Source organism: Cellulomonas sp. KU4C (genome assembly GCF_056868065.1).
In genome coordinates, this window is record NZ_CP200322.1 from 1,812,950 (window position 1) to 1,838,211 (window position 25,262).

A 25,262-nucleotide genomic window follows, 5' to 3' on the forward strand; every position below is an offset into this window, starting at 1 on the left:
TCTGCCCGTCCGCCGGTATGGCAGACGTGCCGCCTTAGCTCAGTCGGCAGAGCGTCTCACTCGTAATGAGAAGGTCAAGAGTTCGATTCTCTTAGGCGGCTCAGACCAGAGGCCCAGGATCATCTCGATCCTGGGCCTCTGTCGTGCGCCTCACGCGTCGCCCGCCCCGAGCACCTCGTCGAGCCCCAGCACCCGCAGCACCTCGGCCGCGCGCGGCGGGACGTTCCGGACCGAGAACCCGACGCCGAGCTCGGCGCAGGCGCGGCGGCACTGCAGCAGGAACGCGACCCCGGAGGAGTCGAGGAAGGCGACGTCGTCCAGGTCGGCGACGACGGGGACGCCGCCGCGCACGGCGTCTGCGAGGGCGCTGCTCGCCTGGTCGCGCATCGTCGCGTCGATCTCGCCGGACAGGACGACGACGGTCGTGCTGCCGTCGACGCGGGCGCTGATGGTGCCGGCCGTCATCGGGGACCGCCCTCCACGGGTCGGTGCGGTGCCGCGCCAGGTCCCCACGCGATGCGCTCCGAGCGTGCCACCGATGCATGGCGACGGCCAGCCGGCCGCAGGGCGAGGACCGCGCGGGCGCGGTAGGAAGGTGCGCATGGAGCCCCGCATCAGCCTGGTCACGCTCGGTGTCGACGACCTCGACCGGGAGGTCGCGTTCTACGAGGCGCTCGGGTGGCCCGCCCCGCAGCGGCCGGACGACGAGGTCGCGTTCTTCCAGGCCGGCGGGATGGTGTTCGCGCTCTGGACGGGGGTGGCAGGCCGCGGCGCACCCGGGGTCGAGCTCGCGTACAACGTGCGCGCCGCGGCGGACGTGTCGGCGGTGCTGGACGCCGCGGCGGCCGCGGGCGGGTCGGTCGTGCGGGCCGCGGAGCGCGCGGAGTGGGGTGGGACGTCGGGCGCGTTCGCCGACCCGGAGGGCTACGTGTGGGAGGTCGCGCACAACCCGGCGTGGACGATCGGGGCGGACGGGTCGGTCACGATGTGACGCCGGTTGGCGGACGGGCCCGCGCCGGTGAGAGGGTCGGCCCGCCGGTGCACGTCGCCCGGCCCGACCGAGGGAGACCCGGGTGCCGTCGTACCGCGTGACGCTGGCCGTCGGCGTGCTGCACCCCGGCACGGACCCGGCGGCGGTGCTGCCCGCGGCTGCGGCCGCTGCGCGGCAGCTCGCGAAGGTCGAGGCGCAGGACGTGGCGGTCGTGGCGGGGGAGGCGCGCGTCGTCGTGCGGTTCCTCGCGCTGGGCGACCCGGGCGCCGAGCGCGTAGGGCGGCGGGTGCTCGACCGGGTGCGCGAGCTGGCGGAGGTCGGGCGTGCCACGGTGGCGCGACGCGACGGGCCGCGCTGGGTCCCGCTCCGGGGCTGACGCGGCGGTCAGCGCCGCCCGCGGTAGTGCGCCGCCAGCCGCGCGAACCCCTCGTCCAGGCCGATCGCCGGCGTCCACCGCAGGTCCGCCCGGGTCGCGCGCTGGTCGAACCAGTGCGCCGTCGACAGCTGCTCCGCGAGGAACCGGGTCATCGGGGGCTCGTCGGTGCCGGGTCGGAGCCGCCAGACGGCCTCGACCAGTCCGCCCGCGGTCCGGGCGAGCCCGGCGGGGACCCGCCACGCCGGGGGACGGACGCCGCCGGCGCGGCAGATGCCGGTGAGCAGGTCGGCGACGGTCCGCGGCTCGCCGTTGGTGAGCACGTACGCGCGGCCGTGCACGTCGGGGGCGCGGTCGAGGGCCGCGGCGATGCCGTCGGCGGCGTTGTCGACGTACAGGGTGTCGATCAGCGCGCCGCCGTGGTCGAGCAGCGGGAGGCGGCCGCGGGCGGCGCGGTCGAGCACGCGCTCGACGAGCTGGGCGTCGCCGGGACCCCAGACGAGGTGCGGGCGCACGGCGACGACGCTCATGCCCCCGGGCAGGTCGCCGCGGTCGCGGTCGAGGGCCAGCAGCTCGGCGGCGGCCTTGGTGCGGGCGTAGTCGCCGCGGGCGTGCGCGGGGTCGGCGGGTTCGGCGCCGACGCCGACGAGCGAGCTGCCGCCGTGCGCGACCGACGGGGACGACACCTGGACGAACCGGGTGGCGCCCGCGCGCTCGGCGGCGTCGAGCAGCACGGTCGTGCCGCCGATGTTCACGGTGTCGAACTCCTGCGCGGGGCCCGCGAGGGACACGCGGGCGGCGAGGTGCACCACCGCGTCCACCCCGTCGACCGCCGCCGCGACGGCGGTCGGGTCGGTGATCGACCCGGCGACGTCGTGCGCCCCGGCGACGCCCGACGGACGGCGCTGCAAGGTGCGGACCGCGTGGCCGCGCTCGACCAGCACGCGCGCGACGGCGCCGCCGAGCAGGCCGGACGCCCCGGTCACCAGGACGGTCACGGCGCGCCCACCCGCCCGCCGGCCAGCACGCGCGACGCCCAGGCGGCGAGGCGCGTCCGGTCGATCTTCGAGTTGTGCCGGATGTCCGTGGGCATCCGGGGCACCACCAGGACCGCGGCGAGGGGCACCGGCGACTCGGTGCGGACCGCGGCGGCCAGGGACGCGGGCGCGAGGCCCGCGCGCCGGACGCCGAGGACGGTCTCGACGACCGCGACCGGCTGCTGGACGCCCGCCGGACCGACCCCGACGACCGCGGCCCGGCGGACCCCGGCGACGCGCTCGACGTGCTGCTCCGGTCCGACCGGCGCGAGGGGGCCGTCGGCGGTCACGAGCACGTGCGCGAGCCGCCCCTCGATCCACAGCCGGCCGTCGGCGTCGAGGTGCCCGACGTCGCCGGTGCGGTGCCAGCGGCCCGGCGGGGTGTCGCGCTCGGCGGCGCGGTCCGTGAGCCACAGCCGGTCGTAGCGCTGCTTGAGGTGCGGGGCCCGGACCAGGACCTCGCCGAGCACGCCGGGGGTCGACGCGGGAGTCCCGGTCGCGGCCCCGTCGGCGTCGAGCGCGCCGACCAGCACCTCGCCCGGGCCGACCGGGCGGCCGACGCACACCCCGGCGTCGGGGGCGGTGGCGGCCTCGCGGATGCCGTCCAGCGTGATGTCCGTGACCAGCAGGCACTCGGTCATCCCGTACGGGGTGTGCGCGCTCGCCGCGGGCATCAGCTCGGCGGCGGAGCCCAGCAGACCGGCGCCGATCGGGGCGCCGGTCGACAGGAACGTCCGGACCCGGCCGAGGGCAGCGCGGTCGTCGTCGTCCAGCGCCGGCGCGGTGGCGACGACGTTGAGGATCGCGGCGGGGGACAGGAACACGATCGCCCCGTCCGAGGCGCGCACCGCGGCGGCGACCGCGCGGGCGGTCAGCGTGCGGGGCGCGGAGACGTCCATGTCCGGGGTCACCGAGCGGGTGCCGAGCGCAGGGCCCAGCAGCGCGAACGGGGCGAACCCGGTGACGAGCCCGGTGTCCGGACGCACGTCGAAGTGGTCGCGCAGCACGTCGCGCAGCGCCGAGAGCTGCGCGTGCGTGTACAGCACGCCCTTCGCGGGGCCCGTCGAGCCGGAGGTGAACAGCACCGCGGCGTCGTCGCCCGGGGCGGGCTCCGGCGGCAGCACCTCGTCGCGGCCGGCGTCGGCGACGTCGACCAGCAGGTGCGTGACGCCCAGGGCGCGGCGGGCAGCGGGCGGCAGGACGTCGGCGGCGATCCGCACCCCCGGCCAGCCGAGGGCGCGCGCCGCGGCGAGGCCCTTCGTCTGGCCGATCACCCAGTCGGGCTGCGCGCCCCGCTGGGCGCGGGTCAGGCCGCGCGGGCCGAGACCGGCGTCGGCGACCACGACCACCGCGCCGATCCGCAGGCACGCGTAGACCAGGGCGGTGAGCGTCGGCCCCGGCTGGACCAGCAGCGACACCCGGTCCCCGCGGCGGACGCCGACCGCGTGCAGGCCCGCGGCGATGCGCCGCACCTGGCGGGCCAGCAGCCGCCAGCTGACGGTGCGCGGGCCGTCGGCCGCGGCCATGTCGAGGACCGCGGGGCCGGGGTCGTCGGCGCGGGCGTCGAGGGCGGCCCACAGCGGGGCGGACGCGGGACGGTCGTCGGCGGTGGCGTCGGCAGCGGCGTCGGCGGGCGCGGGGGTGCCCGCGACCTCCTCCGTCAACCACGCGAGCAGCGCGGGTGCCCAGTCGACGTCCTCGGCCACCAGGTGACCGGCGCCCTCGTACCGGTGCACCCGGGCGTGCGGCAGCCGGTCCAGCAGGTCGTCGAGGTAGCGGTCCCGGAACACCGGGTCGCGCGGCCCCCACAGCAGCAGCGCGGGGACGTCGAGGCGGGCGACGCCCGCGGCGATCCGGTGCAGCTCGGGCGCGCTGGGGTGCGACGACGGCGCGGGGATGTCGGCGACGAACCCCTCGATGCCGTGCCGGTCGTCGGCGTACCGGTAGGGCGCCCGGTAGGCGTCGGCGACCTCGCGGACCAGCGGGGGGCGCGCGATCGCCAGTGTGGTCTCCAGGAACGCGCGGGTGGTGCTGGTCGCCAGCCGCAGCACGGGGCCGGCGGTCGCGGCGCGCAGCGGGGCGGGGATCGCGTCGCCGTCGGGGTGCGCGACCGCGGTGTTCAGCAGGGCGACGCCCGCGAGGCGGCCGGGGTGGTCGACCGCCCAGCCCATCGCGACGACCCCGCCCCAGTCGTGCCCGAGGACGGTGACCGGGCCGTCGAGGCCCAGCGCGTCGGTGAACGCGGCGAGGTCGCGCACCCGCTCGGCCAGCGTGCGGTGCCGGCCGGTCCGCGCGGAGAAGCCCATGTCGAGCTGGTCGACCGCGACGACGCGCCACGCGGGGCCGCCCGCCGCGGCGGCGTCGACGCTCGCCGTCAGGAGGTCGCGCCACAGGTAGGACCAGGTGGGGTTGCCGTGCACGGCGAGCACCGTGCCGACCGGCTCGATCCCGCGCGCGGCGAGCTCCGGGCCGGTGTCGAGGTAGTGCCAGACGGGCACCCCCGGGCCCAGCGACCCGTCGGCGCCGTCGACGGCCAGCACCTGGCTGAACCGCGCGTCGAGGCCGGGCAGCCCGGTGGGGGCGTGGGTGGCGGGACGGACGGGGAGCGGGGCGGACCCGCTCACCACTGCAGCTCCATCATCGCGGTGTTGATGCCCGACCCGACGCCCATCAGCAGCACCCGGTCGCCGGCGCGCAGCGCGTCCTGCTCCTCGACCAGGGTGATCGGGATCGACGCGGGGCCGACGTTGCCCAGGTGCGGGAACGTCGTCGGGACGCGCTTGCGGTCCAGGCCGACGGCCTTGACGATCGCGTCGGTGTGCACGCGGGACACCTGGTGCGTGATGTAGCGGTCCATCGCGTCCCAGTCCCAGTCGCCCGCCGCCTCGTGCCAGGCGTCCGTCACCAGGTCGAGGCCGCCCTCGAGCAGCGCCCGGGCGTCGGTGAACATGCCGTCGGTGCTGCCGACGCACAGGTCGTGGAACTGCGTCGCGGCGCGGGTCACGCCACCGAGCAGCCGGTGCCCGCCCGGGTTCTCGTCCGTGCGTCCCAGGACCGCCGCCGCCGAGCCGGACCCCAGGGTCAGCGTGGCGAACTCCTGCATGAAGTCCTCGCGGCCCACCTCCGGGCGCAGCAGCCGGTCGATCGTCGTGCGCTGGATGTCGTCCGCGTCCTCGCCGTTCACGACGACCGCGTACCGGATCTGGCCGGCCTCGATCATCGTCGCCGCGAGGCTCATGCCGTTGACGAACCCGAGGCACGCGTTCGCGATGTCGAAGTTCACCGCGGAGCTCGGCAGCCCGATCTCGTGGTGCAGCCGCACCGCCACCGACGGCTCCAGGTGCTTGCGGGTCACCGAGGTGTTCACCAGCAGGCCCACGTCCGCGGGGTTCACCGCCGCGTCCCGCAGCGCCTCCCGCCCGGCCGCCACCGTCGCGCTGTCCGCGTCCTCGCCGTCCGCCCAGTTGCGACGCTCGGTCACGCCCGCGACGCGCTCGAGGACCGTGCGCGGCAGCCGGAGCCGGCGCAGCGCCGACCCCAGGCGCTCCTGGATCTCGGCGGACGTGGTGATGCGGCTCGGGAGGCGGCTCGCGACGGACAGCAGCGAGACGTTCCCGAACCGGGTGGTGGCGTTACCGGACACACAGGCTCCAGAGGCGACGGCGCGAGCAGGGCTCGCAGGATGTGGCGAGGACGCCAGCATGCGGCACCGCGGCACGTCGCGCGCCACGAGAGGGACTGCGGCAGCGGCGGTCGGCGCTCGCAGGTCCGCCTGCGGGGGCTCCAGGAGGGGAACGGGCGAGCGGGCCCCGGTGTTCCAGCACGACGGCGTGGCCTGGGCCACGTGGCGCGGGGGCCTCGCCCGTGACCAGGGCCGCGACGTAGCGTGGACGGCATGACCGACGTCCTCGTGACCGCGCCCGCCCTCGCCGCCGAGCTCGCCGGGCCGCGCCCGCCCCGCCTGCTCGACGTCCGCTGGCAGCTCGGCGGTCCGCCCGGCGTCGAGGCCCACCGGGCGGGTCACCTGCCGGGTGCGGTGTTCGTCGACCTGGACGCCGAGCTCGCCGCCCCGCCGAGCGCCGCCGACGGCCGGCACCCGCTGCCCGACGTCGCCGACCTGCAGGCCGCCGCACGCCGGTGGGGGCTGCGGGCGGGTGAGCGGGTCGTGGTCTACGACGACACCGGCGCCACGTCGGCGGCGCGCGCGTGGTGGCTGCTGCGCTGGGCGGGGGTGGCGGACGTGCGGATCCTCGACGGCGGCCTGCCGGCGTGGGTCGCGGCGGGCGGCGCGGTCGAGCCCGGGGACGTCACGGTCGAGCCCGGTGACGTCGTCCTGACCGGCGGGCAGCTGCCGACGGTCGACGCCGACGGGGCCGCGGCGTGGGCGGCCGACGGGGTGCTGCTCGACGCCCGGGCGGCCGAGCGGTTCCGCGGTGAGGTCGAGCCCGTCGACCCGCGCGCCGGTCACATCCCCGGCGCCGTGAGCGCCCCGACGGCCGACAACCTCGACGCGGACGGCCGGTTCCTCGCCCCCGACGCCCTCACGGCGCGGTTCGCCGCGCTGGGCGTGCCCGAGGGCGGCGACGTCGCGGTGTACTGCGGGTCCGGCGTCACCGCGGCGCACGAGGCGGCGGCGATCGTCCTGGCCGGCCGGAACCCCGTCCTGTACCCCGGCTCCTGGTCCCAGTGGTCCAACGACCCGTCCCGCGAGGCGGCCACCGGCGCCTGACCTCCCGCCGCGGCCGGGCGGGGCTCAGTCCGCGGGGGCCGCCTGCGGGCGGTCGCGGTCCTTGCTCGGCTGGACCCGCTTCGGCTCGCCCGGCATCTTCGGGTACTCCGGCGGGTACGGCAGGTCGCCGAGGCCGTGGTCCCGCTCGTCCTTCGCGGCGAGCTCCAGCAGGCCGTCCAGCGACCCGCGGTCCGCGGCACCCGCGACGAGCGGCGCGAGCAGGTCGCCGACCTCGGCGAACCGCGCGGGCATCGTCGTCACGTCGAAGTCGTCCGGGTGCACGTCGGGGACCTCGTCCCAGCGCAGCGGGGCCGAGACCGTCGCGCGGCGGTTCGGGCGCACCGAGTACGCGGACGCGATCGTGCGGTCGCGGGCCATCTGGTTGTAGTCGACGAAGATCGCCTCGCCGCGCTCCTCCTTCCACCACTTCGTCGTGACCTGCCCCGGCAGCCGGCGCTCGAGCTCGCGCCCGACGGCGATCGTCGCCCGGCGGCACTGCGTGAACGTCCACCGGGGCTCGATGGGCACGAACACGTGGATGCCGCGCCCGCCCGACGTCTTCGGGTAGCCGGTGAGACCGTGCTCGGCGAGGACCTCCCGGACGTGCGGCGCGACCCGTGCGGCGTCGTCGAAGTCCGTGCCCGGCTGCGGGTCGAGGTCGATCCGCAGCTGGTCCGGTGCCTCGACGTCGGCGCTCGTGACCGGCCAGGGGTGGAACGTCAGCGTCCCCAGGTTCGCGGCCCACGCGACGACGGCGAAGCTCCGTGGGGGTGACCTCGTCGGCGGTGCGGCCCGACGGGAACGTGATGGTCGTCGACCCGACGTAGTCCGGCGCGCCCTGCGGCACCCGCTTCTGGAAGAACGCGTCGCCCTTGTTGTCCATCCGGGTCGACAGCCGGGCGCCCTCGAACCAGCCGCGCGGCCAGCGCTCGAGCGTCGTCGGCCGGTCGCGCAGCGCACCGAGGATGCCGTCGCCGACCGCGAGGTAGTACTCGACCACCTGGAAGCTGGTGATGCCCCGGTCCGCGAAGTACACCTTGTCGGGGCTGGACACCCGGACCGTGCGGCCGCGCACGTCGATCTCCACCGCGGGCACCTTCGAGGGGCTCATGGGCCCACCGTAGGGCGGGGCGCCCGCCCGCGCACGGGTCGCGGGCCAGGTCGGCGGGTCGGGTCGGCGGGTCAGGCGCCGCGTCAGGCGGCGGGCGCGTGCCCGTCCGCTTCGAGCGCGGCGTCGAGCTCCGCGAGGATCCGCGCGCACTCCTGGACGTCCCACGGCGTGCCGGCGATCTCGAACTCGAACAGCACCGGCCGCCGGGACTGCTCCGCGATCTGGCGGGCGGCCATCTGGTAGTACCGGCCGAAGTTCCGGTTCCCGGAGCCCATCACGCCGACCATCCGGCGGCGGTTCACCGGAGACCGGAGGAACCGGCGGACGCCCTCGGGGATCGTGTCGTTCCGGTCGTTGCCGGTCTTGTACGAGGGCGTGAGCAGCACCCACGGGCCGTCGACCTCGGTGTGCCGCACGTCCCGCTCGGCGAGGTTGAACACCGGCCGCCCGAGCCGCTCGGCGAACGACCGGACGACGCCGGACGCGGAGGAGTAGTAGTACACGGGGGTCTGCCGGCTCACGCCCCGACTCAACCCGCCCCACCCCGCGCCCCCGGAGGACGAAGGTCCCGACCCACGTCCACCCCGCCCCCGCACCCCCGCCGAGATGACAGCCCCCGCCTCTGCGCCCCCGCCCTCACGCAGGCGAGCATCGCCATCTCGGCGACGAGAGGTCACGACACGCCGGGCGCGGGACGGCGCGGCCAGCGTGTCGTGACCTCTCGTCGGGGTGCGGGGTGCGGGGTGCGGGTGCGGCGACGGCCGGGGCCCCCGTGGGGGTCCCGGCCGTCGCCGTGCTGCGTCAGGCGTGCGTCAGAGCTGGTCGCCCGTGCCGGACGCCGTGGGGGCGTCGGAGTCGGAGCCCGGCGTGGATCCACCCGCGGCGGCCGCGATCGACTCGTGCGCGGCGGCGACCACGGCGTCCGCCGTGATGCCGAACTCCTGGTAGAGCGTCTCGTACGCCGCGGAGGCGCCGTAGTGCTCGAGCGAGACGGCGCGGCCGGCGTCGCCGAGGATCTTCCACCAGGACAGCGCGATGCCGGCCTCGACGGAGACGCGGGCCTTCACCGAGGACGGGAGCACCGACTCGCGGTAGGCCTCGTCCTGCTCGGCGAACCACTCCAGCGACGGCGCCGACACCACGCGGGTGGGGACGCCGGCGGCCTCGAGCTGCTCGCGGGCCGCGACGGCCAGCTGCACCTCGGAGCCGGTGCCGATCAGGATGACCTGCGGCGTGCCGGTGGACGCGTCGAGCAGCGTGTACGCACCGCGGGCGACGCCCTCGGCGGACGCGTAGCCCTCCTCGCCGCGGGGGAACGTGGGGACGTTCTGCCGGGTGAGGATGAGCGCGGCGGGGCCGTCGGTGCGCTCGAGGATGGTCTTCCACGCCTGCGCGGTCTCGTTGGCGTCGGCCGGGCGGACCACGGCGAGGCCGGGGATCGCGCGGACGGCGGTGAGGTGCTCGACCGGCTGGTGGGTCGGGCCGTCCTCGCCGAGGCCGATGGAGTCGTGCGTCCACACGTAGATCGCCGGGACGCCCATGAGGGCGGCGAGGCGGACGGAGCCGCGCATGTAGTCGGAGAACGTGAAGAACGTGCCGCCGTACGCGCGGGTGAGGCCGTGCAGGGCGATGCCCGACAGGATCGCGCCCATGCCGTGCTCGCGGATGCCGAAGTGCAGCGTGCGGCCGTACTGGTCGCCCGCGAACTCGTGCGTGGAGCGCTCGGCGGGGATGAAGGACGGCTCACCCTTCATGGTGGTGTTGTTCGAGCCGGCGAGGTCGGCGGAGCCGCCCCACAGCTCGGGCAGCACCGGCGCGAGGGCCGAGAGGACCTCGCCGGAGGCGGCGCGGGTGGCGACGGCCTTGCCGGCGGGGAACGTCGGCAGGGCGTCGGCCCAGCCGGCCGGCAGCTCGCCGGCGCGCAGGCGCTCCAGCAGGGCGGCGCGCTCCGGGTTCGCGGCCTTCCAGGCGTCGAAGCCGACGGCCCACTCGGCCTGGTACGCCTTGCCGCGCTCGAGGGCCTTGCGGGTGTGCGCGATGACCTCGGGGGCCACGTCGAAGGACTTCTCGGGGTCGAAGCCGACGGCCTCCTTGAGGCCCTTGACCTCGTCGGTGCCGAGCTTGGAGCCGTGCGAGCCGTGCGTGTTCTGCTTGGTCGGCGACGGCCAGGCGATGATCGTCCGCAGGCCGATGAACGACGGGCGGTCGGTGACGGCCTTGGCGGCCTCGATCGCGGCGTGCAGCGCGTCCACGTTCTCCGTGTACTCGCCACCCTCGGTCCAGTCGACGAACTGGACGTGCCAGCCGTACGCCTCGTAGCGCTTGAGGACGTCCTCGGTGAACGCGATCTCGGTGTCGCCCTCGATCGAGATGTGGTTGTCGTCCCAGATCGCGATGAGGTTGCCGAGCTTCTGCGTGCCGGCGACGGACGAGGCCTCGGAGGAGACGCCCTCCTGCAGGTCGCCGTCGGAGCAGATCGTGTAGACGAAGTGGTCGAACGGGCTGGTGCCCGGGGCCGCCTCGGGGTCGAGCAGGCCGCGCTCGCGGCGGGCCGCCATCGCGAAGCCGACCGCGGAGGAGATGCCCTGGCCGAGGGGGCCGGTGGTGATCTCGACACCATCGGTGTGCTTGTACTCCGGGTGGCCGGGGGTCTTGGAGCCCCAGGTGCGCAGCGCCTCGATGTCCTCGAGCTCGAGCCCGAAGCCGGCGAGGTACAGCTGGATGTACTGGGTCAGCGAGGAGTGGCCCGCGGACAGGATGAACCGGTCGCGGCCCAGCCAGTGCGGGTCGGCCGGGTCGTGCCGCAGCACGTTCTGGTAGAGCAGGTACGCGGCCGGGGCCAGGCTGATCGCCGTACCGGGGTGGCCGTTGCCGACCTTCTCGACGGCGTCGGCGGCCAGGACACGCACCGTGTCGACGGCCTTGACGTCGAGCTCGGTCCATCCGACCTGCTGGGCCAGGGGAGCCTTCGCGTTCACCGCACCTCATTTCCGCCCGGACCTCGGCGGCCCGGATCATCGGGGGTTGCTGCTCGCCCGGTCGCGGGAGGCGACCGGCCGCGGGCACTGCCACCGAGCCTAGACTCCCGCGGGCGTCGCGCAGGACATACCGCCCAGGCGTCCGGTCCACGGACGCGGTAACCGGCATCCGGACAACCGTCTCGTGCGTCGGACGGTTGACCTACGCTTGACCGGTGACCGACCCCCAGCCCTCGCGCGAGGCCCGCCGCGGCCTCGCGCGCCACGAGGTCCCCGACCCGTTGCGCAACGACGTCCGGATGCTCGGCGAGCTCCTCGGCCGCGTGATCCGCGAGTCCGGTGGCGACGCCCTGTTCGACGACGTGGAGCGCGTCCGCGCGCTGACCATCCGCGCCCACGACGAGCAGGACCTCGCCGCGCTCACCGAGGCGGAGGAGCTCGTCGCCTCCTTCTCCATCGAGCGGGCGCAGCAGGTGGCGCGCGCGTTCACCTGCTACTTCCACCTGGCGAACCTCGCCGAGGAGCACCACCGCGTGCGCGTGCTGCGCGACCGCGAGGCGGAGCTGCCCGCCGGCGAGCTGATGCAGGACGACTCGCTGCCCGCCGCGATCGACGCGCTCGCGCACGAGGTCGGCCGCGACGAGGCGCTGCGCCGCCTGCAGACGATGGAGTTCCGTCCCGTCCTCACGGCGCACCCGACCGAGGCCCGCCGCCGGTCCGTGTCCCGCGCGATCCGCCGGATCTCGGACCTGCTGGCCGAGCGTGACGCGCTCGCCGCGGGCGGCACCTCGCGCGCCGAGAACGACCGCCGCGTGGTCGAGGAGATCGACACGCTGTGGCGGACGTCCCCGCTGCGGACCCAGAAGCCCACGGTGCTCGACGAGGTCCGCACCGTCATGAACATTTTCGACACGACGCTGTTCGAGACCTTCCCGACCGTCTACCGCCGGCTCGACGACTGGCTGAACGCCGACGGCGCCGGCCGCGAGGAGCCGCTGGTCCGGCCGTTCGTGCGGCTCGGCTCGTGGATCGGCGGCGACCGGGACGGCAACCCGAACGTCACCGCCGAGGTGACCCGGGCCGCCGCGGCGCTGGCCAGCGACCACGTGCTGCGTGCGCTGGAGGAGTCGGCGCGGAAGATCTCCGCGAAGCTCACCCTCGACGCGGCCGGGACCCCGGCCTCCGCGGAGCTCACCGCCCTGTGGCAGCGGCAGCGCGACCTGTCCGAGGACGCCGCCGCCAAGGCCGCCTCCGAGGTCCGCGACCAGCCGCACCGCCGGGCGCTGCGGATGGTCGCCGAGCGGCTGGCCGCCACCCGCCGCCGCGACGCCGACCTGTCGTTCTCCGGACCCGAGGAGCTGCTCGCGGACCTCGCGGTGGTGCAGCAGTCGCTCGTCGCCGCCGGTGCGCCGCGCGCCGCCTACGGGGACCTGCAGAAGCTGATCTGGCAGGTGCAGACCTTCGGGTTCCACCTCGCGGAGCTCGAGGTCCGCCAGCACTCGCAGGTGCACGCCGCCGCGCTGGCCGACCTCGAGGCGCACGGCATCGACGGCGAGCTGGAGCCGCGCACGCTCGAGGTCGTGGAGACCTACCGCGCGATCGGGGCGATCCAGCGCCGGTACGGCGTCGCCGCCGCGCGCCGCTACATCGTGTCGTTCACGCAGGCCCCGGAGCACCTGGCGACCGTGTACCGGCTCGCCGAGCTGGTGTTCCCGGACCCGGAGACCCGCCCGGTCATCGACGCCGTCCCGCTGTTCGAGACGTTCGCGGACCTCGAGGCGAGCGTCGACATCCTCGAGGAGATGCTGACGCTGCCCGCCGTCCAGGCGCGGCTCGCCGAGAACGGCCGGCACGTCGAGGTCATGCTCGGCTACTCCGACTCGTCCAAGGACGTCGGCCCGGTCGCCGCGACGCTGGCGCTCGACGTCGCCCAGAGCCGGATCGCCGACTGGGGCAGGCAGCACGACCTCAGCCTCACGCTGTTCCACGGCCGCGGCGGTGCCCTCGGGCGCGGCGGCGGCCCCGCGAACCGGGCCGTGCTCGCCCAGCCCCCGGGCTCCGTCGACGGCCGGTTCAAGCTCACCGAGCAGGGCGAGGTCATCTTCGCCCGGTACGGCAACCCGACCATCGGCGCCCGGCACATCGAGCAGGTGGCCGCGGCGACGCTGCTGGCCGGGGCGCCCTCGACCGAGCGCCGCAACGCTGGTGCGACCGAGCGGTTCGCCGACCTCGCCGCCGCGCTGGACGCGTCCTCGCGGACCCGGTTCTACGAGCTGGTCCGCGCCGACGGGTTCCCGCAGTGGTTCGCCCAGGTGACCCCGCTCGAGGAGATCGGCCTGCTGCCGATCGGCTCGCGCCCGGCCCGCCGCGGCCTGTCCGTGGAGTCGCTCGACGACCTCCGCGCGATCCCGTGGGTGTTCTCCTGGTCGCAGGCCCGGACCAACCTCGCCGGCTGGTTCGGCCTCGGCACCGCGCTGGAGTCGGTGGGCGACCTCGCCGAGCTGCAGGCCGCGTACGCGGACTGGCCGCTGTTCAGCACGATGATCGACAACGTCGAGATGTCGCTGGCCAAGACGGACGAGCGCCTCGCGGAGCGGTACCTCGCGCTCGGCGACCGCGACGACCTCGCCGGCCTAGTGCTCGAGGAGATGGCGCTGACCCGCACGTGGGTCCTCGCGATCACCGGCTCGGAGAGCATCCTGTCCCGACGCCGGATCCTCGGCCGCGCGGTGCAGCTGCGCAGCCCGTACGTCGACGCCCTGTCGCTGCTGCAGATCCGGGCGCTGCGCGCGCTGCGGACCGGCGAGTCGGACGACCTGGTCGAGGACAACAAGCGGCTGCTGCTGCTGTCCGTGAACGGCGTCGCCGCCGGCCTGCAGAACACCGGCTGACCCCGCCCGGCCCGCGACGACGACGGCCCGGCACCCCGCGTGGGGTGCCGGGCCGTCGTGCGTGCCGGGCGGTCGTGCGGGGTCGTCAGCGCCAGAGGCGCCGCGTGGCCAGCTCCGCACCCCGGACCAGCGTCTCGAGCTTCGCCCAGGCGATCTGGTGGTGGATCCGCCCGCCGAGGCCGCAGTCGGTGGCGGCGACGACGTTCTCCCGGCCGACCAGGTTCGCGAACCGCTCGATGCGGTCGGCGACGAGCTCGGGGTGCTCGACGACGTTCGTGGCGTGGCCGACGACGCCCGGGAGGATCAGCTTGCCCTCGGGCAGCTGGACGTCCTCCCACACGCGCCACTCGTGCTCGTGGCGGGCGTTCGCGGCCTCGAACGAGTACGCGCCGGCGTCGACCGTGAGCATCGTGCGGACGATGTCCTCCATCGGCAGGTCCGTGGTGTGCGGGCCGTGCCAGGAGCCCCAGCAGAGGTGGTAGCGGATCCGGTCCTGGGGGAGGCCCCGCAGCGCGTGGTTGAGCGCCTCCACGCGCATCTGCGTGAACCGGAGGTAGTCCTCGACCGTGGGCTCCGGGGTGATCTGGTCCCAGTTCTCGGCCATCGACGGGTCGTCGATCTGGAGCACGAGGCCGGCGTCGATGATCGCGACGTACTCCTCGCGCATCGCGTCGGCGAGCGCCCAGACGTACTCCTCGTCCGTGCCGTAGAACTCGTTGTCCATCCGTGCGGCGCTGCCGGGGGCGATGGAGGTCACGAAGCCCTCGCGCGCACCGGTCGCGTCGAGCGCGGTGCGCAGGTTCGCGACGTCCTGCGCCACGGCGTCCTGGCCGGTGTAGGTCACCGGGGCGACGGCCGTCGGGAACGGCTTGGGGTCGCCGCCGTGGAACACCCCGCTGGTCGGGTCGGCGTACGCCTCCTCGAACGCGGCGCGGTCGCGACGCCGGCCGAAGCCGGTCACCCGCACGTCGCCGGGGCCGGACTGCACGTCCTTGAGGATCCAGCTGGCGCCGTCGCGCAGCTCCAGGCCGCCGAGGCGCTGGAAGGAGTACGACCACCAGGCGCCGTAGTCGATGGCGCTGCTCATCGCCTTGCCGAACTCGCCGTCGCCGGGCACGTCGATGCCGAGGTCCACCTGGCGGCGGACGAGGTCGGTGACGGCGCCGCTGAGCAGCTCGGCGTAGCCGGCCGGGTCCTCGCCGGCCTCACGGGCGGCGTTGGCGGCGATCAGCTCGGGGGTGCGCGGCAGGCTCCCGGCGTGGCTGGTCAGGACGTGGTCGGTGCTGCGGATCATCGGGTCTCCCGGATCGGGGGTGTCGAGCCCCGTCATCGTGGCACGTCAGGTACCGGGCGGCCCGGGGCGTCCACGGCCCGGTCGCGCGGGTCGGGTCGCGCGGGTCGTGCGGGGTCCGTCAGGCGACGCGCAGGCCGGACCCGGGCAGGGCGCGGCGGGACAGGTCGCGCAGCACGTGCAGCAGGATCCGGTTGAACGTCACCGGGGCCTCGCTGTTCACGTCGTGCCCGGCGCCGGGTACCACCCACTGCCGGGCGCCCGGGTGCGCGGCGAGGTAGCGGCGGGCCTCGAGGCGCAGCGGGTCGCGGGCGCCGTTGACCAGCCACACCGGCAGGGCGAGGCGGCGCAGGTCGCCCAGCGGGGAGTAGCCGTGCATCGCGGCGAGCATGTCGGTCACGACGTGCCAGGTGCCGCCGCCGAGCCGCAGCGCCCGCGCCACGCGGCTGGACGCGTGCCGGTAGACGTGCAGCGGCTTGCCCTTGATCTCCGTCGAGCAGCCCGCGAGCAGCACGCCCGCGAGGCGGTCCTCGTGCCGCCCGGCGTACGCGAGCGACATGTAGCCGCCGAGCGACAGCCCGACGAGCAGCGGCGGCGCGTCGCAGGACCGGACCGCGTCGTCGATCGCGGCGAGCGCGCCCTCGAAGGTGAACCGCTCGTGCGCGCGGGTGCCGTGGCCGGGCAGGTCGATCGCCACGCTCGCGTGGCCGCCCTCGGTGAGGGCGCGGACCTGGTCGTCCCAGATGCGGGAGGACGTGCGGGTGCCGTGCACGAGCACGATCGGGTGCGGGCTGCTGGTGGGCATGCGGGCTTTCCGGTGCGAGGGGCGGCGGGGTGCGGGGCCGGGGCGGGTCGCCGCGACGTCGGGGCGTCCTCCCGGTGACCGCGGCCTGCCGCGAGCGTAACCCGGCGCCCTGGGAGCGCCCTGGGAACCCGGGTGGGTTCACCCGGGTGGAGCGCCGAGCAGCCCCCGTCGGTGCGCGACCGCGACCGCCTCCGCGCGCCCGCCCACGCCGAGCTTGTCCAGCACCCGCGAGACGTGCACCGAGACCGTCTTGCCGCTGATGTAGAGGCGCTCGCCGATCTGCCGGTTGCTCAGCCCCTCGGCGACGAGCGCCAGCACCTCGGCCTCCCGGCCGGTGAGCACGCCCGCGCCGCCGCCGGCCACGCCGGGCAGGTCGAGGCGCGCCCGCCGGGACAGGTCGGACAGGGCGGTCACGAGCGGGACGGCACCGATCTCCCGTGCCACGGCGAGCGCCGCGGCCGCCTGCTCGCGGGCCGCGTCGCGGTCGCCCGCCGCGAGCAGCGCCTCGGCCCACCGGCGGCGGGTGCGGGCGAGCTCGTACCGGTAGCCGTAGTCGAACTCCGCGGCGGCGCGCGCCCAGGCGTCCGGGTCGGCCTCCCCGAGCAGGCGGGTGTGCTCGGCGTGCGCGCGGGCGAGCCACGCGCGGCCCTCGGGTCCGATCTGCCCGCCGCGGGGCCGGCCCCGGTCGGCGGTGACGACGGCGCGGTCCAGCAGCGCGGCGCCGGCGACGAGGCGGACGGCGGGGTCGCGACCGGCGAGGCGGTCCGCGGCGGCGAGGTCCGCCAGCGCGGCGAGCCCGAGGGCGGACAGCCAGATGCCGCCGAGGAAGTAGTCGGACCAGACCCGGCTGATCTCGTCGATGAGCTCGTGGGCGAGCGCGACGGCCTCGTCGAGGCGGCCGTCCCCGGTGAGCGCGTCGACGGCGCAGCCCCCGGCGATGAGCGTGATCATCGTGTCGCCGTGCCGGCCGTGCAGCAGGTCCAGGCCGCGGGCCGCGGCGTCGGCGTCGCCACGGGCGGTGGCCGCGTACATCTGGACGCCCTCGATCGCGGACAGCGCGCGCGGCGGGCCGGGGTCGGCGCTCGGGGCCGGGGGCGTGAGGTCCCCGCGGGTGTAGCGGACGATCTCCTCGAACAGCCGCAGCTCGACGCCGTACGTGCTCCACGTGAGCCCGGCGCGTGCGGCGAGCGCGAGCCCGCTCGCCGCGGTGTCCGCGGCCTGGTCGAGCCGGCCCGCGTAGAACCGGTTCGCGGCGAGGTTGTAGGTGCAGCGCAGCTCGGTGGCGGTGTCCCCGGCGTCGCGGGCGCGGTGCAGGGCGTCGCTCAGCAGGTCGGCCGCGCGGTCGGCGTCCTCGACCACGAGCACCGCCAGCGAGATCAGCGCGTCCGCCTCGGCGTCGGCCGCGCCGGCGGCCCGGGCCTCCTCGACCGCGGCAGCCGCGGCGATCTCGGCCTGGTCGTCCAGGTCGGAGTTCAGCGCCGCGCGCGCGTGCGTGGCGAGCGCCCAGGCCCGGTCGGCGCTCGGCCCGCCGCCGGCGCCGCCCGCACGGTCGAGGTCGGCCAGCGCCCGGTCGGTCTCCCGCAGCGCCTCGTCCACCCGCTCGACGCCCAGCAGGTGCCGGGCCAGCGTCGTGCGGAGCGCCGCGACCCGTCCCGACGCCGGGGCGTCGTCGACCGCCTGCACGGCCTCCCGGGCCAGGGCCACCGCCCGGTCGCCGAGCCCGGCGCGCCCGCCGGCCGCCGCGGCCGCGAGCAGGACGTCGACCCGCTGCTCGCCGAGGTCGTCCGCCGCGGTCGGCACCCCGGACCAGAGACGCAGCACGGTCTCCAGGTGCCGGAGCTCCTCCGCGGGGGCGAGCACCCGGCCGGCCTCCCGCGCGGCGTCCCGGGACGCGAGCAGCGCGAGCCGGTTGTCGTGGGACAGCAGGGCGTGCCGGGCCCGCTCGGCGGACGTCGCGAGCGTCGGGTCCGCCGCGGACGCCTCCAGGTAGTCGCGGTGCAGCGCCACCTGCTCGCCGGGCAGCAGGTCGGCGTAGACCGCCTCGGCGAGCAGCGCGTGCCGGAACGCGATCCGGCCGTCCTCGCCGACCAGCACGTGGTGCGCCACGCCGTCCCGCAGCGCCGCGTCGAACGCCGCGTGCCGCGCGGGGTCCGCGCCCGGGGCCGACCCGTCGCCCGAGCCGGCGACCACCGCCCGCAGCAGGGGCTCGGCCACCCGGCGCCCCGCGGCCGACGCGGCCCGCGCCAGCCGCTGCACCTCCGGGTCGAGCTGCTCGAGCCGGGCGCGCAGCACGTCCGCGAGCGTGCCGGGCAGGTCGGTGCCGGCACCCCGGGCCTCCAGCAGCTCCTCGGCGAAGTAGGCGTTGCCCTCCGACCGCCGCACGATCCGCTGCAGCGCGTCCTCCGGCAGGGGCGCGCCCGCCAGCGCGGTGGTGAACGTGCGGACCTCGTCGGCGGTGAACGGCGGCAGGTCGATCCGCTCGACCCGCGGGTGCCGGCCCAGCTCGGCGAGCACGGGGCGCAGCGGGTGCCGGCGGTGGAGGTCGTCGGTCCGGTACGACGCGACCAGGAGCACGGGCTCGGACCGCAGCCGCGCGACCAGGAACCGCAGCAGGTCCCGGCTGGAGGAGTCCGCCCAGTGCAGGTCCTCGAGGACCAGCGCGAGCGGGGCGCCGGGACTGCCCGCGGCGGCGAGCACCGCCGCCACGCCGTCGAACAGCTGCAGGCGCTCGGTCTGCGCGTCCGGCGCGGCCGGTTCGGCACCGGCCGCCGGGAGCAGCCGCCGCAGCGCGGGCCGCGCGGCCACGACCTCCGCGACCCCGGGGCAGTCCGCGGCGGCGAGCTGGTGGAGCGCCTCCGCGAACGGCAGGTACGGCAGGCCGATCTCCCCGAGGTCGATGCTGTGGCTGACCACCACCGTCGCCCCGCGCCCGGTCGCGAGCCGCGCCGTGTGGGTGAGCAGCCGCGTCTTGCCGACCCCGGCGTCCGCCCCCAGCAGCACGAGGCCGGGCTCGCCCGCCCCGGCACGGTCCACGGCCGCGAGCAGCGCGGCGACCTGCGCGTCGCGGGCGACGAACGGGGCGTGCGGCACCGACCGGGTCATGAGGTCGATCGTGGCAGCAGCCACCGACACGCGTCTGCCCCCGGCGACCGCCGTCCCCGCCCCGCCCGGGCCGGCCCCGGTCAGCGCTGCCGCCGGCGCCGCCAGCGCCAGCCCAGGTCGGACCCGCGCACCGCGGCGCGGACCACCTCGTGCCGGTACGCCACCTCGGCGTCGAGCGCCGGTCCCCAGATCGTGTCCATCTCGCGTCCCCCGTCGTGCTCCTCGGCGGACCCGCGGGCGGCGGGTCCGGCCGGTTCCCCGGCACCTCCTACCGTGCTGCTGAGGCGGTGCCCCTCGGATCGGACGACCGCCGCGAGCCTGCGCCCCGGTCGCTGCCGATCCGCCCTGAGGTGCCCCTGAGGTGCCCCTGAGGCGGTGCTGAGGTGGACCGCGGTCACGGTCGCCGTGCGAGGCTCGGGGCATGACGACCGCGACCCACGGCCCGGACCGCAGCACCGCCGAGGGCGCGCGCGACGTCCTCGGCGAGACCTTCGACGCGGTGCTGTTCGACATGGACGGCACGCTGATCTCCTCGACCCGCTCGGTGGAGCGCTGCTGGCTGCGGCTCGCCGACGAGTACGGGATGCCCACCGCCGACCTGAGCCCGTTCGCGTTCCACGGCGTGCCCGCGCGCGACATCCTCGAGACCCTGCTCGCCGACCGGGACCCCGCCGAGCGCGCGGCGGCCCTGGCCCGCGTGGTCGAGCTGGAGGTCGCGGACACCGAGGGCATCGAGGTGCTGCCCGGGGCGGCCGACGCGCTCGCGGCGCTCGCCCCCGGCGGACGTGCTGCGATCGTCACGTCCTGCGGCGTGCGGCTGGCGGCGGCCCGGGTCGGGGCCGTCGACCTGACGGCGCCGGCCCAGGTCGTCACCGCCGACGACGTCAGCCGCGGCAAGCCGGACCCCGAGCCGTACCGGGTCGGCGCGCAGCGCCTCGGCGTGGACGTGCGCCGCTGCCTGGTGGTCGAGGACGCGGAGTCGGGCGTCCGCTCCGGCCGGGCGGCGGGTGCCGCGACGCTGGGCCTGCGCACCACCCACCCCGAGGGCCCGGGCGGCGGCGCGGACCTCGTGGTGGCCGACCTGTCGCGGGTGCGGTTCGTCGTCGGGGCGGACGGCGTCCGGGTGACCACCCGCTGACCCCTCAGGGTGCGGATCAGGGTCGCCCCAGGGTCCGCCCCGGATGTGCGGGGGTCGCCCGGCGGGGCACCGTAGGACGTGTCGTCAGGACGACGGCACGACCGACAGGAGTGAGACGACCATGACCGGCATCTACGAGTCCCTCTGGCGCAGCGGCCTGGTGCGACCGCTGGACGGCCGGGTGCTGGGCGGCGTGTGCGCCGGCCTCGCCCGACGGTTCGGCATGGACGCCTGGCCCATGCGCTGGCTGTTCCTCATCGTGCTCATCGTGCTGCCCGGCAGCCCGCTGATCATCTACCCGCTGCTCTGGATCTTCATGCCCGGGCAGGACTGGGTGGCCCGCACGCACGGACCGGCCGCGTACGCCCAGGCGTTCCCGCAGGCGTTCCCGGCGTACCCGACGTACGCCGCGCAGCCGCAGGAGCCCGCGCAGCCGCAGGACGGCCCGCGCTAGTCCAGCAGCACGTTGTACCGCGGGACCGGGGGGAGGGCCCCGGTCTCGCGGAGCCAGGACGGCGACGCCGTCACGGGGAACACGGTGACCGGACGGACCCCGTCCGGCCCGACCAGCCCGTAGAGCAGCGCCCCGCCCTCGCCCACGACGCCCTGCCCGCGGTGCACCACCGTGCGCAGGGCGTCGTGCGTGCCCGGCACCGGGTCGTCGCGGACCAGCAGGGTGCCGGGGACGTGGGGGTCGCGCAGCAGCGGCAGCACCGCGTCGGTGACGCGCTCGAGCAGCGTGCGCCCGTCGGGTCGGTGCCAGGGCAGGAGGTGGCGCGGGTCGTGGCCGAGCGCGACCGCGAGCGCACCGCCGGTCCACCGCTCGCGCTTGCGGCCGTAGGGAGTCGCGGCGGTCGACAGCAGGTACCCGTAGACGTGCGCGAGGCCGGCGTCGGTGCCGGGGTGCTCGACGGGCTGGCCCGCGCGCGCCTGGAGCCACGCCAGCACCGGGGCGTCCAGCACCGGCTCCCGGGTGTGCTCGTCGACGACGGTCGACCGGGCCCAGGTCCCGAACCCGCCGCGCGCCCGGTCGTCGTCGATCTGCCGGGCGAGCCAGCCGACCGGTCCGCGCGGGTCGAGCGCGGCCGCGGGGTCGTGCGGCGCGGCGGCCGCGGCGGCGTCGAGGTCGCGCAGGGCGCGGGCGTCGGCGTCGGCGGTCGCGGCGGTCGCGGGCGGCTCGGGTGGGTCGGTGGGGCGCACCCGCGCAGGCTAACCGGGCGGTCGGGGCCGGCCCGCGAGAGTTCTCCTGGAGTTCACACGATCGCGGTCAAATCGTCCATGAGCGACCCCTAGCGTGGGCGGAGCGTCCACACGGGCGTGACCCCGGGCCCAGCGCCCCCGCACGCAAGGCGATCCGTGAGCCGATCCGACACGCTCCTCCTGCTCGACTTCGACGGCACCGTCGCGGTCGGGCACGGCCCGGTGCACGCCTACGCCCGCGCCGCCGCCTCGGGCCTGGCGCCCGCCGCCGCCACCGCGTTCCGCGCCGAGGTGCACGCCGCCGTCGAGGCGCTCGGCGACCCCGCCCCCGCCGGACGCCCAGCCGGAGATCGTGCCGGACGCGGCCGGCGGTCGTCCGACGCCCTGCTCCCGCTGGACGGCTACGACCTGGTCCGGGAGCTCGCCGAGCGGCACGGCGTCGGGCCGCTCGCGCTGTCCGCCGCCTACCTCGCGAGCCGGCACGCGCTCGGCACCGACGACGCCCCCGTGAGCGCGCCCCGCGGGCTCGCCGCCGTGCTCGCCGAGCTGCGCACCGAGGCACGCGTCGTGCTCGCCACCAACGCGCCCGACATCCGGCTCGCGGAGACGCTCGCCGACCTCGGCCTCACCGGCCTGCTCGACGCCGTGCTCACCGACGTCGGCAAGCCCGCCGGCATGGACGGCGTCCTGGACCGGTGCGGCGCCGCGCCCGGCGGTCCCGTCCGCGTGCTCAGCGTCGGCGACGTCTGGGCCAACGACCTGGCGCCCGTCGCCGCCCGCGGTCACGCGACCGCCCTCGTCTCCCGGCGCCCGCCGCCGGAGGCCCGCCCCACGTGGACCGTCACCGAGCTGCCGGAGCTGTACCCGGCGCTGCGGGACTGGGTCCGCGACGGCGGGCGCACCGCGCTCACCGACCACGACACCCCCGCCCGGGCCACCGCGCGGACCACGAGTGAAGGATGACCATGAAGAAGCACGTCCTGCCCGGCGCCGCCCTGCTGGCCGCCGCCGCGCTCGCCCTGACCGCCTGCTCGTCCGGTGACGCCGAGGCGACGCCGTCGGCCGCCGGGACCGCCGCCGACCCCACCTCGCTGACCCTCGCGCTGGTCCCGTCCCAGGACCAGAGCGGGCTGGTCGACACCGCCGCGCCGCTGACCGACTTCCTCACCGAGGAGCTCGGCATCGAGGTCACCGGGGTCGTCTCCAAGGACTACCAGGCCGCCGTCGAGGCGATGGGCGCGGACCAGGCCCAGATCGGGTTCCTGCCGTCCCTGCAGCTGTGGCAGGCGAACGACATGTACGACGCCAGCGTCGTGCTGCAGACCGAGCGCAACGGCAACATCTCCTACCCGGCGCAGTTCATGACGAACAACCCCGACAAGTACTGCGAGGACGAGCCCGTCGAGCGCGACGGGATGCTGTTCTGCAACGGCGCCGACGCGATGCAGGGCCCCGCCGGCCTCGACTCGATCACGAAGGTCGAGGGCGCGAGGACCGCCCTGCTCGGCCCCGCGTCGCCCGCCGGGTACATCTACCCCGTCCTGGCGCTCCAGGAGGCCGGGCTCGACACGGACACCGACATCGAGCAGATCCCGGTGACCGCGAACGACGCCTCCGTGCTGGCGGTCTACAACGGCGACGCCGAGGTCGGCTTCTCGTTCTGGGACGCGCGCACCATCGTCGCCAAGGACGTCCCGGACGTCGGCCAGAAGGTCGTCGTGTTCGCCCTGACCGAGGAGATCCCGAACGACGGCGTCGCGCTGTCCGCGTCGCTGTCGCAGGACCTGCAGGACCGGATCACCACGGCGCTCGAGGACTACTCGAACACCGAGGAGGGCTCGCAGGTGCTCACCGACATCTACTCCATCTCGAAGCTCGCCCCGGCCGACCCGGCGTCCCTCGACGTCGTCGCCCGCGCGGCGGAGAAGCTCGGCCTGCAGTGAGCGCAGCCACCACGGCCGGCGCCGGCACCGCGACGCACGACGTCGCGGTGCCGGCCCCGTGGCCGGTCCGGATGCGCGACGTCGTCGTGCGGTACCCGAACGGCGTCGTCGCGCTGGACGGCGTCTCGCTCGACGTCGCCGCGGGGGAGATGGTCGCCGTCGTCGGCCTGTCCGGCTCCGGGAAGTCCAGCATGATCCGCACGCTCAACGGGCTCGTGCCGGTCACGTCCGGGACCGTCGAGGTCGGCGGCCACGACGTGCGCGCCGCACGCGGCCGGGACCTGCGCGCCCTGCGCGGGGAGGTCGGGATGATCTTCCAGTCGTTCAACCTCGCCGGCCGCGCGACCGTGCTGCAGAACGTCCTGGTCGGGCGGGTCGCGCACGCGCCGACCTGGCGCACGCTGCTCGGCGCGCACACCGCGCAGGACAAGGCCGTCGCCTACGAGGCCCTGGACCGGGTCGGGATGCTCGACCGCGCCTGGCACCGGGCGTCGCACCTGTCCGGCGGCCAGCAGCAGCGCGTCGCCATCGCCCGGGCGCTCGCCCAGCAGCCGCGTGCGGTCCTCGCGGACGAGCCGGTCGCCAGCCTCGACCCGCCGACCGCCCACGGCGTGATGTCCGACCTCCGGCGGGTCAACCGCGAGCTCGGGATCACCGTCGTGGTGAACCTGCACCTGCTCGACCTCGCGCGGGAGTACGGCACGCGCCTCATCGGCCTGCGTGCCGGGCAGGTCGTCTACGACGGCGCCGCCGCGGACGCGACCGACCGGGTGTTCGAGGACATCTACGGCCGGTCGATCCGCCCCGACGACGTGCTCGGCTCATGACGACCGACGTCCGCGCGGCCCCGGCCCCGACCCGACCGGCCCCGCTCCCGCCCGCCAGGCCCGCCGGCCGGTGGAAGGTCGTCGTCGGCGCGGCGGTCGTGCTCGGGATCACCGCGCTCACGCTGGTGCCGGGCATCGGCGTCGAGGTCGACCTCGGGGCCATCGTCCGGAACTGGACCAACGGCGCCGACAAGGTCCTGGCGCTGCTCCAGCCCGACTGGTCGTTCTTCCCGCGGACGGTGCAGCCGCTGCTCGAGACCCTGCAGATGGCGGTCATCGCGACCGCGGTCGCCGGGGTCGTCTCGCTGCCGCTGAGCCTGTGGGCGGCGCGCACCACCAACCCGCAGCCGCTGCTGCGCGGCGCCGTGCGGGCGGTGCTCAACGTGGTCCGCGCCGTGCCCGACCTGCTCTACGCGTCCGTGCTCGTCGCGATGGTCGGCGTCGGTGCACTGCCCGGCATCCTCGCGCTGGTGCTGTTCGACGTCGGCATCGTGGTCAAGCTCGTGTCCGAGCAGCTCGAGGCCGCCGACACCGGCGCGCTCGAGGCCGGCCGCGCCGCCGGCGGCACCCAGACCCAGGTCAACCGCGCCGTCGCCGTGCCCGACATGCTGCCGGGCTTCGTCACGCAGCTGCTCTACGTGCTCGAGCTCAACGTCCGCGCGTCCGCCGTGCTCGGCCTCGTCGGCGCCGGCGGCACCGGCCTGCTCATCGACGCCGTCCGGTCGTTCTACCGGTACGACCAGCTGTCGCTCATCATCCTGGAGATCCTCGTCGTGGTGCTCGTCCTCGAGGCCGTCAGCAGCGCCGCCCGGCGGAGGCTGGTGTGACCGCCGCGCCCGCCGCAGT

The 25,262-nt window shown here is 76.2% G+C and carries 20 protein-coding genes, 1 tRNA gene and 1 pseudogene; 11 read left to right on the forward strand and 11 right to left on the reverse strand.

Going from position 1 to position 25,262, the window contains the following annotated elements; translation table 11 throughout:
* Positions 1-28: 28 nt before the first annotated feature.
* A tRNA-Thr gene (locus tag AC1VL8_RS08685) sits at positions 29-101 on the forward strand.
* Positions 102-150: 49 nt separating this feature from the next.
* Here the strand turns inward: AC1VL8_RS08685 and AC1VL8_RS08690 are convergent.
* Positions 151-465 carry an STAS domain-containing protein gene (locus AC1VL8_RS08690; RefSeq protein WP_483074904.1) on the reverse strand — a complete coding sequence of 105 codons (315 nt, stop codon included), beginning with the start codon at positions 463-465 and terminating at the stop codon, positions 151-153.
* Between the two features lie 136 nt (positions 466-601).
* On the opposite strand from AC1VL8_RS08690, the gene AC1VL8_RS08695 reads away from it, so the two are divergent.
* Entirely contained in the window at positions 602-991 is a 390-nt protein-coding gene (locus AC1VL8_RS08695) for a VOC family protein (protein WP_483074905.1), read from the forward strand.
* A gap of 82 nt (positions 992-1,073) precedes the next feature.
* Positions 1,074-1,367, forward strand: a complete 294-nt coding sequence (locus tag AC1VL8_RS08700; RefSeq protein WP_483074906.1) for a hypothetical protein — start codon at positions 1,074-1,076, stop codon at positions 1,365-1,367.
* Positions 1,368-1,375: 8 nt separating this feature from the next.
* Here the strand turns inward: AC1VL8_RS08700 and AC1VL8_RS08705 are convergent, their stop codons facing one another.
* The 3 genes from AC1VL8_RS08705 to AC1VL8_RS08715 are packed head-to-tail and all read right to left on the reverse strand — an operon-like array spanning position 1,376 to position 6,044.
* Entirely contained in the window at positions 1,376-2,362 is a 987-nt protein-coding gene (locus AC1VL8_RS08705) for an NAD-dependent epimerase/dehydratase family protein (RefSeq protein WP_483074907.1), read from the reverse strand.
* Positions 2,359-5,025 carry an alpha/beta fold hydrolase gene (locus tag AC1VL8_RS08710; RefSeq protein WP_483074908.1) on the reverse strand — a complete coding sequence of 889 codons (2,667 nt, stop codon included), beginning with the start codon at positions 5,023-5,025 and terminating at the stop codon, positions 2,359-2,361. The genes AC1VL8_RS08705 and AC1VL8_RS08710 overlap by 4 nt, the downstream gene beginning before the upstream one ends.
* Positions 5,022-6,044, reverse strand: coding sequence for a 3-oxoacyl-ACP synthase III (locus tag AC1VL8_RS08715; RefSeq protein ID WP_483074909.1), 1,023 nt, complete (start codon positions 6,042-6,044; stop codon positions 5,022-5,024). Before AC1VL8_RS08715 ends, AC1VL8_RS08710 begins: the two co-directional genes overlap by 4 nt.
* Before the next feature lie 252 nt (positions 6,045-6,296).
* Here AC1VL8_RS08715 and AC1VL8_RS08720 point away from each other — a divergent pair, with 252 nt between their 5' ends.
* The gene (locus AC1VL8_RS08720; protein WP_483074910.1) at positions 6,297-7,130 is read left to right on the forward strand and encodes a sulfurtransferase; all 834 of its coding nucleotides are present in this window, start codon (positions 6,297-6,299) and stop codon (positions 7,128-7,130) included.
* Positions 7,131-7,154: 24 nt separating this feature from the next.
* On the opposite strand, the pseudogene AC1VL8_RS08725 reads toward AC1VL8_RS08720, so the two are convergent.
* The 3 genes and pseudogenes from AC1VL8_RS08725 to tkt form a co-directional block, all read right to left on the reverse strand.
* Positions 7,155-8,241, reverse strand: a pseudogene (locus AC1VL8_RS08725) (DNA polymerase domain-containing protein).
* Between the two features lie 83 nt (positions 8,242-8,324).
* Positions 8,325-8,762 carry a class Ib ribonucleoside-diphosphate reductase assembly flavoprotein NrdI gene (gene nrdI / locus AC1VL8_RS08730; protein WP_389225812.1) on the reverse strand — a complete coding sequence of 146 codons (438 nt, stop codon included), beginning with the start codon at positions 8,760-8,762 and terminating at the stop codon, positions 8,325-8,327.
* Between the two features lie 291 nt (positions 8,763-9,053).
* On the reverse strand, positions 9,054-11,219 hold the full coding sequence (gene tkt / locus AC1VL8_RS08735; RefSeq protein ID WP_483074911.1) for a transketolase: 2,166 nt from the start codon (positions 11,217-11,219) through the stop codon (positions 9,054-9,056).
* A gap of 215 nt (positions 11,220-11,434) precedes the next feature.
* Between tkt and AC1VL8_RS08740 the strand changes: the two genes are divergently transcribed.
* The gene (locus AC1VL8_RS08740; RefSeq protein WP_389225818.1) at positions 11,435-14,110 is read left to right on the forward strand and encodes a phosphoenolpyruvate carboxylase; all 2,676 of its coding nucleotides are present in this window, start codon (positions 11,435-11,437) and stop codon (positions 14,108-14,110) included.
* 85 nt (positions 14,111-14,195) lie between these two features.
* Here AC1VL8_RS08740 and AC1VL8_RS08745 read toward each other — a convergent pair whose 3' ends face one another.
* The 3 genes from AC1VL8_RS08745 to AC1VL8_RS08755 all read right to left on the reverse strand — a co-directional run bounded on the left by AC1VL8_RS08745 (position 14,196) and on the right by AC1VL8_RS08755 (position 19,332).
* A complete protein-coding gene (locus tag AC1VL8_RS08745) occupies positions 14,196-15,404 on the reverse strand; it encodes a cobalamin-independent methionine synthase II family protein (protein WP_483074912.1) in 1,209 nt (402 codons plus the stop codon).
* Positions 15,405-15,522: 118 nt separating this feature from the next.
* Positions 15,523-16,206, reverse strand: coding sequence for an alpha/beta fold hydrolase (locus AC1VL8_RS08750; RefSeq protein ID WP_389225821.1), 684 nt, complete (start codon positions 16,204-16,206; stop codon positions 15,523-15,525).
* 138 nt (positions 16,207-16,344) lie between these two features.
* Positions 16,345-19,332, reverse strand: coding sequence for a helix-turn-helix transcriptional regulator (locus tag AC1VL8_RS08755; RefSeq protein WP_483074913.1), 2,988 nt, complete (start codon positions 19,330-19,332; stop codon positions 16,345-16,347).
* 397 nt (positions 19,333-19,729) lie between these two features.
* On the opposite strand from AC1VL8_RS08755, the gene AC1VL8_RS08760 reads away from it, so the two are divergent.
* Positions 19,730-20,446 carry an HAD-IA family hydrolase gene (locus AC1VL8_RS08760; protein ID WP_483074914.1) on the forward strand — a complete coding sequence of 239 codons (717 nt, stop codon included), beginning with the start codon at positions 19,730-19,732 and terminating at the stop codon, positions 20,444-20,446.
* A gap of 121 nt (positions 20,447-20,567) precedes the next feature.
* The gene (locus AC1VL8_RS08765; protein ID WP_483074915.1) at positions 20,568-20,900 is read left to right on the forward strand and encodes a PspC domain-containing protein; all 333 of its coding nucleotides are present in this window, start codon (positions 20,568-20,570) and stop codon (positions 20,898-20,900) included.
* Here AC1VL8_RS08765 and AC1VL8_RS08770 read toward each other — a convergent pair.
* Entirely contained in the window at positions 20,897-21,646 is a 750-nt protein-coding gene (locus tag AC1VL8_RS08770; protein WP_483074916.1) for an amino acid deaminase, read from the reverse strand. The genes AC1VL8_RS08765 and AC1VL8_RS08770 overlap by 4 nt on opposite strands.
* Before the next feature lie 156 nt (positions 21,647-21,802).
* On the opposite strand from AC1VL8_RS08770, the gene AC1VL8_RS08775 reads away from it, so the two are divergent.
* From AC1VL8_RS08775 to phnE, 4 genes are all read left to right on the forward strand, one after another.
* A complete protein-coding gene (locus tag AC1VL8_RS08775) occupies positions 21,803-22,609 on the forward strand; it encodes an HAD family hydrolase (protein ID WP_483074917.1) in 807 nt (268 codons plus the stop codon).
* A gap of 2 nt (positions 22,610-22,611) precedes the next feature.
* The gene (gene phnD, locus AC1VL8_RS08780; protein ID WP_483074918.1) at positions 22,612-23,589 is read left to right on the forward strand and encodes a phosphate/phosphite/phosphonate ABC transporter substrate-binding protein; all 978 of its coding nucleotides are present in this window, start codon (positions 22,612-22,614) and stop codon (positions 23,587-23,589) included.
* A 71-nt stretch (positions 23,590-23,660) separates the two neighbouring features.
* Positions 23,661-24,416: a phosphonate ABC transporter ATP-binding protein gene (phnC, locus tag AC1VL8_RS08785; RefSeq protein WP_483076215.1), complete on the forward strand. Its 756-nt coding sequence runs from the start codon at positions 23,661-23,663 to the stop codon at positions 24,414-24,416.
* Positions 24,413-25,243 (forward strand): phosphonate ABC transporter, permease protein PhnE, encoded by an 831-nt coding sequence (phnE, locus tag AC1VL8_RS08790; RefSeq protein ID WP_483074919.1) that lies wholly within the window; start codon positions 24,413-24,415, stop codon positions 25,241-25,243. The genes phnC and phnE overlap by 4 nt, the downstream gene beginning before the upstream one ends.
* The last annotated feature ends 19 nt before the right edge of the window (positions 25,244-25,262 follow it).

Coding starts and splice junctions, on each gene's coding strand:
- AC1VL8_RS08690 (WP_483074904.1), bottom strand. CDS start 465: ATGACGGCCGGCACCATCAGCGCCCGCGTCGACGGCAGCACGACCGTC.
- AC1VL8_RS08695 (WP_483074905.1), top strand. CDS start 602: ATGGAGCCCCGCATCAGCCTGGTCACGCTCGGTGTCGACGACCTCGAC.
- AC1VL8_RS08720 (WP_483074910.1), top strand. CDS start 6,297: ATGACCGACGTCCTCGTGACCGCGCCCGCCCTCGCCGCCGAGCTCGCC.
- AC1VL8_RS08745 (WP_483074912.1), bottom strand. CDS start 15,404: ATGATCCGCAGCACCGACCACGTCCTGACCAGCCACGCCGGGAGCCTG.
- AC1VL8_RS08750 (WP_389225821.1), bottom strand. CDS start 16,206: ATGCCCACCAGCAGCCCGCACCCGATCGTGCTCGTGCACGGCACCCGC.
- AC1VL8_RS08760 (WP_483074914.1), top strand. CDS start 19,730: ATGACGACCGCGACCCACGGCCCGGACCGCAGCACCGCCGAGGGCGCG.
- AC1VL8_RS08765 (WP_483074915.1), top strand. CDS start 20,568: ATGACCGGCATCTACGAGTCCCTCTGGCGCAGCGGCCTGGTGCGACCG.
- phnD (WP_483074918.1), top strand. CDS start 22,612: ATGAAGAAGCACGTCCTGCCCGGCGCCGCCCTGCTGGCCGCCGCCGCG.
- phnC (WP_483076215.1), top strand. CDS start 23,661: ATGCGCGACGTCGTCGTGCGGTACCCGAACGGCGTCGTCGCGCTGGAC.
- phnE (WP_483074919.1), top strand. CDS start 24,413: ATGACGACCGACGTCCGCGCGGCCCCGGCCCCGACCCGACCGGCCCCG.